The 14,779-nt window shown below is 45.1% G+C and carries 10 protein-coding genes; 8 read left to right on the plus strand and 2 right to left on the minus strand.

Annotation, left to right across the window (positions count from 1 at the left end):
• Positions 1 to 26: 26 nt before the first annotated feature.
• Complete coding sequence (locus BACCELL_RS10040; protein ID WP_007211642.1) at positions 27 to 893, minus strand: AraC family transcriptional regulator; 867 nt, start codon at positions 891 to 893, stop codon at positions 27 to 29.
• A gap of 156 nt (positions 894 to 1,049) precedes the next feature.
• Between BACCELL_RS10040 and BACCELL_RS10045 the strand changes: the two genes are divergently transcribed.
• The 8 genes from BACCELL_RS10045 (at position 1,050) to BACCELL_RS10080 (ending at position 13,701) form a co-directional block, all read left to right on the plus strand.
• A complete protein-coding gene (locus tag BACCELL_RS10045; protein ID WP_044153766.1) occupies positions 1,050 to 2,627 on the plus strand; it encodes a sodium:solute symporter in 1,578 nt (525 codons plus the stop codon).
• Between the two features lie 29 nt (positions 2,628 to 2,656).
• Positions 2,657 to 3,688: a glycoside hydrolase family 130 protein gene (locus BACCELL_RS10050; protein WP_007211644.1), complete on the plus strand. Its 1,032-nt coding sequence runs from the start codon at positions 2,657 to 2,659 to the stop codon at positions 3,686 to 3,688.
• A 247-nt stretch (positions 3,689 to 3,935) separates the two neighbouring features.
• Positions 3,936 to 7,043 carry a SusC/RagA family TonB-linked outer membrane protein gene (locus BACCELL_RS10055; protein ID WP_007211645.1) on the plus strand — a complete coding sequence of 1,036 codons (3,108 nt, stop codon included), beginning with the start codon at positions 3,936 to 3,938 and terminating at the stop codon, positions 7,041 to 7,043.
• A 14-nt stretch (positions 7,044 to 7,057) separates the two neighbouring features.
• On the plus strand, positions 7,058 to 8,566 hold the full coding sequence (locus BACCELL_RS10060) for a RagB/SusD family nutrient uptake outer membrane protein (protein WP_007211646.1): 1,509 nt from the start codon (positions 7,058 to 7,060) through the stop codon (positions 8,564 to 8,566).
• A 14-nt stretch (positions 8,567 to 8,580) separates the two neighbouring features.
• Positions 8,581 to 9,543 carry a hypothetical protein gene (locus BACCELL_RS10065; RefSeq protein WP_007211647.1) on the plus strand — a complete coding sequence of 321 codons (963 nt, stop codon included), beginning with the start codon at positions 8,581 to 8,583 and terminating at the stop codon, positions 9,541 to 9,543.
• Positions 9,544 to 9,551: 8 nt separating this feature from the next.
• Positions 9,552 to 11,009, plus strand: coding sequence for a hypothetical protein (locus BACCELL_RS10070; RefSeq protein ID WP_007211648.1), 1,458 nt, complete (start codon positions 9,552 to 9,554; stop codon positions 11,007 to 11,009).
• A gap of 24 nt (positions 11,010 to 11,033) precedes the next feature.
• Entirely contained in the window at positions 11,034 to 12,518 is a 1,485-nt protein-coding gene (locus BACCELL_RS10075; RefSeq protein ID WP_007211649.1) for a hypothetical protein, read from the plus strand.
• 10 nt (positions 12,519 to 12,528) lie between these two features.
• Positions 12,529 to 13,701, plus strand: coding sequence for a glycoside hydrolase family 26 protein (locus BACCELL_RS10080; RefSeq protein WP_007211650.1), 1,173 nt, complete (start codon positions 12,529 to 12,531; stop codon positions 13,699 to 13,701).
• A 318-nt stretch (positions 13,702 to 14,019) separates the two neighbouring features.
• Here BACCELL_RS10080 and BACCELL_RS10085 read toward each other — a convergent pair.
• A partial coding sequence (locus BACCELL_RS10085) for a glycoside hydrolase family 2 protein (protein WP_007211652.1) occupies positions 14,020 to 14,779 on the minus strand: 760 nt, incomplete at its 5' end.

The raw sequence follows: 14,779 nt of genomic DNA on the forward strand, positions 1-14,779 counted from the left end.
GGATATGGTATGGTATAACCTTGAGGTTAATACTTAATAAGCATCTGTTGCAAGAACATACGGTATTCTTGCGGTGTACTCCCTTTCTTCTTCTTGAATATCCTTATAAAATTAGATAAGTTATTGAAGCCGCAAGTGTAGCAGATCTCGGCTACCGTGTGGGTTGTTTCTGCCAATAGCTGGCAAGCGCGGGCTATCCGCAGGTTCGTGATATAATCAATGAATGTGCAATTCGTCTTTTTTTTGAAGAAATGGCTGAATGCAGATTCGGACATGTTTACCAGTTGCGCCACGTCGCCCAGCTTAATCGGCTCTTCAAAGTTTTTCTCGATATAGTCGCAGACTTTGGCTATCCGTCGGCTTTTGGAAGTGCGTACGGTGTCTTTGGTATCATATTGGTTGCTGACTAAGATATGGCGGTCGGCAATAGAAAGCTCATGCAGGATAGAGAAAAATTCCAATACCGTATGAAATCCCTGCATCCGGGTCAGCTTGATAATCTTATCTTTTATCACCAGTTGGGTTTGTCTGGAAAAGCCAATGCCCCGTTGTGATTCAAGCAGCAGTTGCTTGATGGGGTTGAATAAGCGTTTTTCCAATATCGGAAAGTTCAGTAGCTTGTCCGAGAACTGGATGGTAATCACATGGTTTCCTTCTACTACTTCTCCTTTCCAGGCGTGTGGAAGGTTGGGACCTATCATGATGAGGTCCAGGGCTTCGAAAGCCTCTACCGAATCTCCAACGATGCGGCTTCCGTAGGTGTCCATAACCAAATTGATTTCATAGTCCGGATGATAGTGTACCGGATAGTCGAACTTGGCGTTCGGATGATTGAGTACAATGAACAGGTCATCCGCGGCAATGGGAGTGATTTCTTTTTGTATGTCTTTCATGGTCGTAGTTGTTTCTCTCTTGCAAAGCTACGAATTCTAATGAAAATACAGTCAGGTATTCAAAAAAGTATAATCAATAGACAGAATATTATAAGCGAATTATCAGAATCCCCTCTATTTTTGCAGCATGAATTCAAAACAATTAATTTCTATGCTATGGAGACATTTTCAATAAGCAATTTAGATCTTGTAATAGTCCTTGTTTATTTGGCCTTTATCATCTGGTGGGGGCTGAAGAATGGTAAGAGCTCAGACTCCCAATCCTATTTTTTGGCGGGACGCTCAATGCCTTGGTGGGTAGTGGGGTTGTCGCTGTTTGCTGCCAGTATTTCAAGTACCACTTTGATAGGTCAGTCCGGTGATGCTTATCACACGGGTATCGCTGTGTTTAATTATAACCTGACGGGTATTGTGGTAATGGTGTTCTTTGCAGTTTTCCTGCTACCTCTTTATATTAAGTCGGGTATATTCACGATACCGGAATTTCTGGAGAAGCGTTTTGACCGCCGTTCGCGCTATTACTTCTCTGCCATTTGCATCATAGGAAACATTTTCCTGGACGCAGCCGGGGCTTTGTATGCTGCTGCGCTGATTATTAAGCTGATACTTCCCGATGCTGATTTGCAACTGATCATTATTGTGTTTGCGATTATTGCTGCATCTTATACTATCCCGGGTGGTTTGTCTTCTGCCATTAATGCGGAATTGATACAGGCTGTCATTCTTATATTAGGATCTATCTTGCTGACTTTCTACTGTTTCCAGCAAGGCGGGGATTATTTCTATCAGTTGTTTGCCAGTGGCGATATATCGGTGAAGCTGATTCGTCCGTTGACGGATACGGCCACTCCCTGGCTGGGGCTGATAGTGGGTATGCCGGTTCTGGGCATCTATTTCTGGGCAAATAACCAGACGTTGGTGCAGCGTGTATTGAGCTCAAAGTCAGTGGATGAGGGACGTAAGGGTGTATTGTTTACGGGTTTCCTTACTATGCTGACTCTTTTTATCATTGCCATACCGGGTGTGATTGCCCGTCATTTGTTTCCGGGGCTTGAAAAGCCGGATATGGTATATCCCAATATGGTGCTTCAACTGATACCGGTGGGATTGTTGGGTATCATGCTGGCAGCGCTTTTGTCTGCTTTGACTTCTACTTTGAGCGCTATTCTTAACTCTACGTCTACACTGTTCACAATGGACTTCTATGCGCAATATAATAAGAATGCCAGTTCCCAGAAACTCGTGATTATCGGAAAGATAACCTCTTGCGTCATTATTGTTGCGGCCGCCTTATGGGCACCTCAGATCGGGAAGTTCGGTTCGTTGCTGAAGTATTATCAGGAGATGCTTTCTTACATTGCTCCGCCTGTTGTTGCGGCATTTCTGCTAGGTGTGTTTAATAAGCGTGTGAATGGAAATGGTGCTTTTGCCGGACTGCTCAGTGGTTTGGCTATAGCGGTTGTGATGCTTTTCTATAAGAATGAAATATTTGGCGATATGCACTTCCTGTTGATTGTTCCTTTCTTGTTGGCGGTGAGCGGGATCGTTATTTATCTGGTCAGTATGTGCTATTCGAAACCGGTTGCCGAGAAGCTTGTGGATACCACCTTCTCCATGCGTGAACTGAAGGCGGAGTTCCGGGCGAACCGTGCTCTGGTGTGGTACAAGAATTATCATTCATGGGCGATTGTCCTGTTGGTGTTGAGTGTATTGATATGGATTATATTCAGTTGATTGTTATATAATTATAAAGAAATAAGAAGATGAAATTAAAGAAGTTTGAGGGAAATCCGATACTTTCCCCGTTGGATTCGAATGATTGGGAATCGTTGGTAACCTGCAATCCCGGAGTGGTTTATGACAATGGTACGTTCTATATGCTGTACAGAGCTGCGGGAAATGATGCCGAACATGTGATCCGTTTAGGATTGGCCACCAGTAAAGACGGATTCCACTTTGAGCGTGTATCCGATGTTCCGGTGTTCGGTCCCAGTGAGGATGGTCCTGATTCGGGTTGTGTGGAAGATCCCCGCATTGTGAAGTATGATACGGAGTATTACATCACTTATGCCTATCGTCCGTATGCACCGGGGCAATATTGGAACTTCAGCCATGATGAAGTGTTGTTGCCGGATTGCGGTAGTGATGCTCCTATGGCTCTCCGTAAAAATCTGGGTAATACGGGGTTGGCTGTTACTACTGATTTCCGTGAGTTTAAGAGACTGGGACGTCTGACCTCTCCGGTATTGGACGACAGGGATGTTATTCTTTTCCCGGAAAAAGTTCAGGGAAAGTATGTGATGCTGCATCGTCCTAAAGAATACATAGGCGGTGAGTATGGCGTGGATTATCCATCCATCTGGATGAAGTTCTCGGATGATCTGTTGAATTGGGAGGACAAGGAAAGCCATTTGCTGATTACCGGAACCGAGAACTCATGGGAGGAAAAGTTGGGCGGAAGTACTCCTCCGCTTAAAACGGAAAAGGGTTGGCTGGTGCTGTATCATGGTGTGGAGCATGGCGGACGGGGATACTATCGTGTTGGCGCTCTGCTGCTTGACCTGGAAAATCCGCTGCGCATCCTGGCTAAAACTCCTCAACCTATACTTGAACCGGAACTGGATTTTGAAACGTCCGGTCTGTATAATGGTTGTGTATTTCCTACAGGAAATGTAATTGTGGACGGCGAACTCTTCGTATACTATGGCAGTGCCGATAAATATGTCTGTGTAGCTACTTGCGCCGTTGATGAATTACTTGATTATCTACTTTCTGATAGCTGTAGATTGCACTAAATCCCCTTTTGTTATTGATCTCTTATAGTTATCCCATGTAAATGCGATAATTGATACCTCTTGCAAATAAAACGGTAGCAGGGTGTGGATTATAGCCGGAAAAACGTTCAAAAAAGTACAATCATTGAACAAGTAATATAAATGCTGTCATTCATAATCCTCCTACTTTTGTCCTATCATGATATAGCTAATGAAAAATAGAATTCTATGAATGTAAAATGTGTGTGTTCTTTAATTCTTGATAAGTATGAAAAATGAATCAAAAAGTTGGTGGCATGTATTTTTGTCTTGGCAGATAATGGCATTATGCATGTTCTTTAGTAACATTCCCGTTTCTTATGCACAGTCACCGGATAAAATGACAGTTGCCGGTTGTGTAAAGGATGCAGCAGGAGACTTCCTGATTGGCGCTACTGTGCAAGTCAAAGGAATATCCGGCGGAACGATTACCGATATCGATGGTAATTATATATTGAAAGATGTGCCGCGTACGGCAACATTGGTGTTTTCTTATGTAGGTATGCAAAATAAGGAAGTGCCCGTCAATGGAAAGAGTACGATCAATGTAACTCTGCTTGACGATGCACTTCAACTGGAGCAGGTAGTGGTGATAGGCTACGGTAGTGTGAAGAAGAGCGACGTTACAGGTTCGGTTACGTCCGTCAAGACGGAAGCCTTGAAAGAAATCCCCGCCAATTCGGTGGAAGGATTGTTACAGGGACGTGCAGCCGGTCTGCAGGTCATCAATTCTTCACAGGACCCGGGAGCCGGCGCTACGGTGCGTATCCGTGGTGGTAGTTCGTTGCGTGGTTCCAATGCTCCACTGGTGGTAGTAGATGGCTTTCCGTTGGGAGATGCCGGAGATCTGAAGCAGATCAATCCGTCGGATATCGTGAATATGGAAATCCTGAAAGATGCTTCAGCCTCTGCTATTTATGGCTCCCGCGGTGCGAACGGTGTTATTATGATTACAACAAAGCGTGCAAAGACAGGAACTACCAACATAACGGTTCGCCAGCAGATTACCCTTTCGCAGTTTGATACGAAACTTGATTTGTGGCGCGACCCCGTATTGATGGCTTCCTTAAACAACGAGTCGCGCATCAATGGAGGGCTTGATCCGCTTTATGTGGGAAAAGTAAGTTCCACCGGTGTTTACTATCCATCGGTAGAAGAACTGCAAACTACCTGGACTACCAATACCCGTTGGGATGATCTGGTATTCCGTGACACTCCGGTTTCCAATAATACCACTGCTACGATTTCCAGTTCCAATGACCGGACTGTTTTCAATCTTAGCGCTAATTTCTATACAGATAATGGTATGTATATAAAAGATGACTACACAAAAGGTGGATACAATTTGAGTGTAGATCATAATATATATGATAACTTCAAAGTACGCTTTTCCAATATCCTTTCCCGCGGTGTGCGCAATGCCAATGGTGGCTTGTCGTACTGGAGAAACCCTATTTATCCGGTTTATGACGAAAACGGGGACTATTATCTGACCAATGCAAGTGACTTCAGCCATCCGATGGCGATTACAGACTTGCAGAAGAATGAAACCAAGTCTTTGGATGTCATTTCTTCCGTAGCGTTGGAATGGCAACTCTTCCCTTTCCTGAAACTGACTTCCCAATTGAACTATAAGTTTGGCAAGTCCGTATCCGACAGATACTATCCGAAGAAATATACCGAAGCCGGAGAATTCAGCAACGGTCAGGCAGAGATAGAGAACTGGGAGGGACACAATCTGGTTTCTGAAACTTTCGCCAACTTCCAGAAGAAATTCGACAAGCATGACATTGGTGCCATGGTGGGTTATTCTTATGAATACTATATGTCCAGAAGTTCCGGTCTGACAGGTAAGGATTTTGTGAACGAAGCATTGGGCAATGAGAATATGGGTGCCGGAAATCCGGAGAAGAATGAAATATGGAATGGATATTCGGATAATAAACTCGTTTCAGGAATGTTTCGTCTGAACTATGTATACGATAATAAGTATCTGCTGACCTTGACGGCTCGTGCCGATGGTTCCTCTAAATTCGGTAAGAATAACAAGTGGGCTATGTTCCCTTCAGGAGCTGTTAGCTGGAAAGCGCATGAAGAATCGTTCATTAAGAATCTGAATGTATTTGATGAGTTGAAATTCCGTTTCAGCTATGGTATTTCCGGTAATCAGGGAATCAGTCCTTATCAGACTTTAAGCCGTTACGGTACGGATAAGTATTATAATGATGGCAGTTGGGCTACTACCATCGGTCCGGGATATGTTTCCGGCTGGACAGGTCCGGGATGGATTTACCGGGTATGGAGTGGTATTCCGAACCCTGATTTGAAGTGGGAAACAACTGCACAAGCAGATTTTGGTATCGACATGGCATTTCTCAACCGTCGTCTGAGAGTTTCTTTTGACTATTATGATAAACAGACCAGCGACTTACTTCGTGAACGTAATCTGGCTCTGTCTTCGGGATATGACAAGATGTGGGTGAATGATGGTAAAATCCAGAACCGTGGTTTTGAAGTAACGGTAGATGCCGATATCCTGCAAACGAAAGACTGGCAGTTGAGCGGAACCCTGATTTACTCGCGCAACCGCAATAAAGTGAAAGACTTGGGTAACACTTTGGAATCCGGTTTGGTTACCGACCCGATGACGGGGATGCTCTTTGAGTATTCGGGCAATAGTCTTGAGCAATATCGCGACTATACCAATATACTGGCTATCGGTCAACCGGTAAATGTGTTCTATGGATATAAAGTGGATGGTATTGTCCAGACCCTGAATGAAGGAATCGATGCCGGTTTGTCCGGCGATTATGCTAACCCCGGAGAGTTCAAATACATGAATCTGAATGGAGACAGCGAAATATCGGAAGCGGATAAGACCATTATAGGTGATCCTAATCCGGACTTTACAGCCAGTTTGGCGTTGAACCTGTCTTGGAAGAAGTTTGATGTGAGCGTATTCTTTAACGGGGTATTTGGTCAGGACGTGTTGAATACGAAGGCATTCGGTGAGCCCAGTAACTCTCCATTACGCTGGACACCCGATAATCCGACAAATAAATATCCGAGCTTACGCGACGGTCGTCAGGTGAAGATTTCTGATTGGTGGATAGAGGACGGATCGTTCCTGCGTGTTCAGAATCTGAATATAGGCTATACGTTTGACTTACCGAAAAAGTCATTCCTTTCTAAAGCGCGTATCTATATGAATGCTTCTAATTTATACACTTTCACCAAGTTCAAGGGATACGACCCCGAAGTAGGGTTGGATGGAGTTTATAGCGGCGGATATCCCCGTTTGCGTAAATGGACTTTCGGACTTGACTTAACCTTCTAAATAACTGATACAATATGAAAAATAGAATTGTAATATCACTGCTTGCCGGAACCCTGGCATTGGGAGCATGCAATCTGGATGAGACTCCTTACGGGTTCTATTCTGAAGATAATTTCTTCAAGACGGCAGCCGATGCAGAGGCCGCAGTTATGTATGCGTACGGCACGCTGAACTACCTGGAATATTCCAGAACCATTTTCTTTTTGGGTGATATGGCAAGTGAAACCATGACGACCAAGTCGGATGCAAGTGCCGACAATCAGGACCTGAATAACTGGAAAGTGGGTAACTTTAAAACAAACGGTTCGTTGGAGAATTTCTTCAAGTATGCCTTCATCGGTGTGAACCGTGCCAATGCCGTCATTAAAAAAGTGCCGGATGCAGGCTTCAGCCAAGAGCAAAAAGACCTTTTTCTGGGTGAGGCTTATTTCCTCCGCGCCTGGAATTACTTTAACCTGGTGCGTAACTTCGGCCTTGTTCCTTTGCACAAATCAGTAGTGGAAACGGTGGATCAAACTTCAACCGCGCTTGCGCCTGATATGGATGCCATGTACGACCTGATTCTTTCGGATTGTCGCCGGGCTGCAGAGTTACTGCCTGTTTATGAAACTCCTAAGATAGGGCGTGCCGACCGGGTGGCTGCGCAGGCCCTGGCTGCAAAGGCATACTTGTATGTGGCGTCGGCTAAAGAACATGGGGTGAAACTCTATCGTGATATGCACCGCGATGCAACAGTCATGTACGACAGTGCTGCATATTTTGCAGGTGAAGTGATTGAAAAGCAGTCAGTATATGGCTTCGAGAGCTCGCTGCTTGATATTTATGACGTTGAGAAAGCACGCGGCAAAGAGCATATCTTTATCATGGCGATGGACCGGAGCGGTTCTTCCGAAGGGCAATACTCTAAAATATCCAAGATGTTTATTCCTTATATAGACGGAGCCACTCTGTATCTGAAACAGGGGGACAAGGATGAGTATATCCCCACTCATGACGGTTGGGGCGAATATCAGACCACGGTTGCTTTTTACAATACTTTTGATGCAAGTGATAAGCGCAAAACAGAACTTATTGTTGATAAAGTCTACAAGGCAGATGGTACGCTGCTGGGAGAATATCCCGGAAAGATTCCTTATCCGTTCTGTCGCAAATATATAGACCCGAAGTTTGAAGGTGACAAGACCAGTACCCGGCCTTTCTTGCTCCGTTTCTCTGATGTGGCGCTTATTTATGCAGAGGCGGCAGGTCCTACGGCTAAGGCCTATGAACTGGTAAACTTCATTCGTAGCCGTGCCGGTTTGGGAGATATGAAGCCGAATCTGGGGAAAGATGAATTCCGCAGGGAAATACTGAAAGAGAGAACTTTTGAACTTGCCTTTGAAGGCGATCATGTCTATGATTTGCGCCGATGGAACCGGATTACGACAGATGTTCCCGAGGCAGCCGGGCTTTCGGAAGATCAGGTGACTTTCTATCCGATACCGCAGGCTGAAATAAATTTGAATGGAAGTCTCAGACCTTAAAAAGAAGTAAGATTATGGTAAAACTAACGAAATACATTTTGCTTGCCTGCATTGTGTTGACCCAGCAGGCATGTGTGAAAGATTTGCAGGATGACATCAATGATGGTGGCTGGAATCATGAACGTACCATACTGGATATACAATTTGAAAATCAGATGGGAACTGCCCTTATTGAGACTGTGGATGCTGCTACGGGAGATATAAACCTGGCTATCAATGTTGATGCCGTACCCGATTTGTCGAACATCAGGCTGAAAAAGCTACAACTCTCCTATCAGGCGGAAGCTTCCTTAGAGGTAGGAGATGCCTTGAATTTTGAGAATGGTTCGAGGAGTGCGTCAATCACTGTTACTTCCGCTACCGGAGAAACACGTAATTATACGATTACCGTATCCGAATTTACGGAAACTCTTGTAGGTACCTGGGATGTAAAGAAATTGACTATTTATGGTGGTACCGGGCCGGAATATGGTGGAGGTGCCGTGATGCAATTGACGGACAAGCCCTGGTGCTGGTCGGAAACGTATGGTCCGCAGGCTGAGTGCGACAATGTGCTTACTTTTACAATGACCGGAGTGACGGATGAGGGCAATACAAGCGGTATCTGTATCAATGATGCGGGAGCTGATGGAAAATATGCTGATTTCATTTTCCTGGGTGATGGTAACAAAGAGAATCCCGGTGTAGATATTGACTTGAAGAAGTTCTATCGCCAGATTCCTGAAGGTGAAAGTACATGGGTACGCGATTATGCAGCGAATACGATTACTTTTACAGATAAAGAGGGCCGGAAGACTACGGGTTCTTTAGTGGCTGCCGGAACAGAAGACCTGGGTAACGGACTAAGCATGACTATCGAGCGGAATGCCTTTGCCTTCAACCTGAGTGGTACGGATGACTGGACGAATATTTACAGTGACTATGACAAGTTTGTCAAGAAAGTGCGCCGTTACTGGATCTCTGTCTCCAAACGTTGATATATCCTATGAAACGGTTTGCTATACTCTCTGTTTTCTTTCTGTGGGGCGGCTATGCCGCTTCACAGACTGTTGTTTCTGTAGATGCGAAACAGATTATCAATGAAGGTTACATCGGTAACGGTGCTCAGTGGGACCCTTATCAATTGGATTACGGAAAAGGACGTTTGGACATTTCCGAAGCCGACTGGAAGAAGATGTATGACCGTCTGGACTTTATGCGCCCTCAGTTTATACGTGTCATGACCAACACTACATCGGTAATGCAGGATGGAGTTCTTTATCCCGAACGTGGCTTGGAGCATTTGTCTCATATATTGGATTACTGCCAATCGCGTGATGTGACAGTAATGTTCGGTGACTGGGGTGGGGGAATGGTAGATGCCCGGAAAGAGGTGATCCATGAAAAGAATCTTTCCGCTGCTGCCGAATATGTTCGTTTTCTGATAGAGGAAAAAGGGTATTCCTGTATTAAATATTACAATCTGGTGAATGAGCCGAATGGCTACTGGTCTTCAACGGACGGAAAATACTCCCTTTGGGCACGTGCCATCCGCTTCTTCTATGGAGAATTGCAGAAGAACAAACTTGCAGGTAAACTTTCGGTTGTGGGGCCTGATGCTGCAATCTGGACGGCTGATGAGGCCTGGTGGGTGGATAGTTGTGCTACGCATCTGAAAGATGAGATTGGCCTTTATGATATCCATACCTATCCTTCCAAAATAACGGTGAACAGCGGGGAGTATACTGACATTATCCGTGCCTACAAACAAGCTGTTCCGGCAGGTCGGAAAATCGTGATGGGTGAGATCGGATTTAAGTTTGTGGAACCTGCCGATTCTGTTTATCAGCGTGAAAACCTTCGTAGGGCAGCGGCAAAGCTTTATGCTTCGATGGATGATTCTCAAATGTTTGTTTATGATTTCATGTATGGTACCGACATGGCAGATGCTCTTTTCCAGACAGTAAACGCCGGATATTCCGGTTCGGTGGTGTGGATGCTCGATGATGCCATGCATGCGAAAGAAGCACCTGATAAACTGAAGGTATGGGGATTTTGGAATATCTTTGGCGAAGAGTATTTCGGTACGGAAGAAGAGGAAGTGCGTCCCTGGTTTTATGCCTGGTCGTTGCTGACGCGCTATATGCCTGCCGGTTCGCGTGCTTATAAGGTTGAGGTGGAAGGAGACAAGTCTCTTAAGGCGATTGCTGTGGAAAAAGACGGTAAATATATGATTGCCGTGGTCAATGTTTCCAGGGAAGAGAAATCTGTATTGCTTAAAAGTACTTCTCTCCCCGTATTGAAAGGTGTGAAACAGTACTTGTATGCCGAGGGCCAGTTACAGAAAGAAGGTGATTGCCGATTATTACCCCATCGCCAGGGGGTGACATTGTGCCCGGCCAAAGGCGAGGCATTCCAAATGCCCGGAGAGTCTCTGGTGGTATATACGAATTTCGATTATTAATTGATAACCGTTCATAATAAGATTATGATGAAGATAAATATGATTTTAAGTTGCATGCTGTTATGGCTCGTATCAGCTTGCACCTCGCAAGAAGTGGTGGAAATTACGGTCTCACCGGAAGTGACGAATGCCGGATATATCGGCAATGGTGCCGAGTGGGATCCCTATGATGAGGCTGAAGCTTGGGGTGCTTCTATCTCTGATAAAGACTGGGAAACACTCTGCAAACGACTCGACTTTATGAAGCCGCAGTATATACGTTGCATGATAAACAGCCCCTATCGCTATTATGATTCCGCAACAGGCACGTATGATAAAACGCGGAATATAGCTTCCATTTCCCGACTCTTGAGGTATTGTACCGAGCGGGGGATAACCGTCATGTACGGTGAATACAATCCGCCTACCTGGGATATGAAGCAGGATCAGAAATGGGTGGATATGTCCGTCGACTATCTTAATTATCTGGTGAATGACCTTGGTTTCTCCTGTATCAAGTATTTTGTAATCTTCAACGAGCCTGATGGAAACTGGGCATCTACCAATGGTGATTATGAAATGTGGAAACAAATGCTTTTCCGTTTTCACCGGAAAATGAAAGAGTATCCCGGGCTGACGGAAAAGGTGATGCTTGCAGGGCCGGATGTAGTAGCCGATTACAAGAATGAGGCTTCTGCCTATGATGCCGAGGGGTGGGTGAAACAAACGGCACTGGATGCTGACTCCATTATCGGATTGTACGATGTCCATGCTTATCCGGGTCAGAATGAAGTGCGTACCGGACAATATCCTGAAATTCTTTCCCGCTATAAACGTCATGTTCCCGAGGGGAAAAAGATTGTTTTGGGTGAGGCCGGTTATAAGTATTGGCGTGATGCTGATTCTTTGTTGATGGCAGAATATAACCGCCGGGTCGAAGGGCATCCTTTCACTAAAGGGAGTGACTGCAATATGCTCTGTTACGACTATTTCTATGGCCTCGATATGCCGTTGCTTGCCATGGAAGTGATGAACGGAGGATATTCGGGTATGGCTGTGTGGATGCTGGATGATGCAATGCATAGCAGCGGAGATTCCGGAAAGACGGAAGATGTTAAGATATGGGGTATGTGGAATATTCTGGGAGAGGAAGTATTTAATAAACCCGATGAAGAACAGATACGGCCCTGGTTCTATACCTGGTCGCTGATGTGCCGTTATTTTCCTGCCGGAACGGATATATTGCATACTGCTGTAGCTTCGGAAGATAAAGATGTCTATGTGGTGGCAGGTACTTACCAGGGCAAATTGTCGGTGGCTATGGTGAATGTGGGAGAGAAAGATAAATCTGTGCAGCTCACTTTACCCCGTCCGATGGAGAATGCCTCCCTTTATAAATATGAGGAAAATCTTCAACCCAAGGATGCCGATGGATTTCCTGTTCCCCAGGAAACGGGATTTCATTTGAAAGGAACGTATAAAACGATCTTGAAGGCACAGACGTTCCAGTTATTAACTGATATTCAATAATAAGATAGTTATGAAAAAAGTATATATGGCAATCTTTATCGCCTTGTTGGGCTGTTCGTCCTGCTCTAAAGATAATGATGATTCTGCACCCGAACCGCCGGGTACCGAAACTGTCGAACTGAGTATGGTAGATAAAAGTGCAACAGCCGAAACTAAGGCTTTGTATGCCCGTCTATGGGATATACAGCAAACCGGGTTCATGTTTGGACACCATGATGATTTGTTCTATGGCCGTAAATGGTATGATGTTTCGGGCAATTCCGATACGAAGGAGGTATGCGGAGATTATCCGGCTGTATTCAGTGTAGATTTTGCGGAGATTATGGATGATCGCTGCGAGGGGAATGAGGCTAACGCTGTTCGCAAACGCTGTATTCTTGAGGCACGTCGCCGTGGGGAGGTAATTATTGCATGCTGCCACCTGAATAATCCTTTGACCGGAGGTGATTCGTGGGATAATTCAAGTGCCGAAGTCGTACGTGGGATTTTGGAAGACGGAAGTGCCGTACAGGCTAAGTTTAAGACCTGGCTTGACCGTCTTGCTACATTTGCCGGTGAATTGAAAGATGATCAGGGGAAGCCGATCCCTGTTATTTTCCGTCCTTTCCATGAGCATACACAGACTTGGTCATGGTGGGGAAAAAGTTGCACTACGGAGGCGGAGTTTATCGGTCTCTGGAAGTTTACAGTCAATTATCTCCGTGATACAAAAGGTATACACCAGTTTGTCTATGCCATTTCCCCGCAGATGGATTCCGTGAAGCGTGAAGAGGACTTCCTTTTCCGTTGGCCGGGTGATGAGTATGTCGATTTTATAGGTATGGATTGCTACCACGGTCTGAATCCTGCCACTTTCTCTTCCAATCTAAAGACTATTTCCGAATTATCGAAGAAAAAGAAGAAGCCTTGCGGAGTGACGGAAACCGGTGTCGAAGGATTTACTGATAAGGATTATTGGAGTAAGCAGATACTTACTCCTGCAACTGGGCGCAAAGTCAGCATGATTGTGATGTGGCGCAATAAGTTTGTCGGAGGCAATGAATCGGACATGCATTATTTCTCTGTATTCAAGGGGCATGCTTCTGAGGCGGATTTCATTAAGTTCCATGCTAATGAGCTTACTTTCTTCAGTAGCGATCTGCCGGACATGTATCAGATGCCTGAGAATGTGGAGGTGAAATAAGTTTCCTAATACATTCTGTTACCTATTAGGATATGATTCGTTTGTTACTTTTCGGTTTACTATAGTTATTCAAAAGATATACTATAGTAAACCGAATTTCTATTAGGCAATAATAACAAGTAAGATTAGGTAGAAAAAAATATAAAGTAGCCAATCGATCTTCTTTCAATGCTTGTATCAATGAGCGAATACCGCGTTCTTAATTCCTTACAATGAAAAAGCTTCCCAATCATCATCACCTGAATACGGGTGATGGCGATTGGGAAGCCAGGGAGAATTAAGCGATGCGGAATATGCGAATGGAAAAGTACGAATGGATTAGTATTCGTCGCTTAGGGAAATAACTTTTAATTGTTTTTTAAATGCAGGCTGCGGTAAATCGGTATAGACATTCACTTTCACAGAACCGCCGGGCAATATATCGAAGTAATTGTCGCTAAATGAACTGTCCACATCGCCGATGGTTATGAATACGGCACGGGCAAAGTTGTCGCTGTTGAGGGTCAGTTCGAAACCGCCTTCGATGGGCTCTATGCTCGAAGTGATAGCAGCTTTGGGATAGTTCACTTCTTTCTGTTTCACGAGGAAGTAGTTATTGGCATAACTGTTTTTCCCTTTGTCGGTCAGCAGGACGGCATGAACGAATACATCTTCTTTAGGTGTATTTTTTAAGGCTTCACCCAAAGGAACCGAGAATACCGTCTGGCTACTGTTGGCGTCTATCTTTATATTTCGTTTGTAACTGTTCACTTTCTCTCCTGTCAGTTTCATAACTTCTACCTGGAGCGTGCCGTTGCAGGATTTGAGGCGGTCGGAAACCACCTGGATGTTCAATACTTCGTCTTCGTCGGTGATGGGAGAAACGAGGATGTCACGGTAAGCCTTGCGGGCAAAGTAATGCTGCGCTTTCCAGCGACCGTAGTAGTCGCGGCTTGCCCAGGAAGCCACGGGCCAGCAGTCGTTGTGTTGCCAGAAGAGCGTTCCCATGCAGTAGGGCATATCCCGGCGATGTGCCTCGATGGCTGTTTTGATGGCATCTCCTTGCAGCACGTGGTTCATGTAGAGGAAGGCTTCGAAG

This window comes from Bacteroides cellulosilyticus DSM 14838, assembly GCF_000158035.1.
GTDB classification, from domain to species: domain Bacteria; phylum Bacteroidota; class Bacteroidia; order Bacteroidales; family Bacteroidaceae; genus Bacteroides; species Bacteroides cellulosilyticus.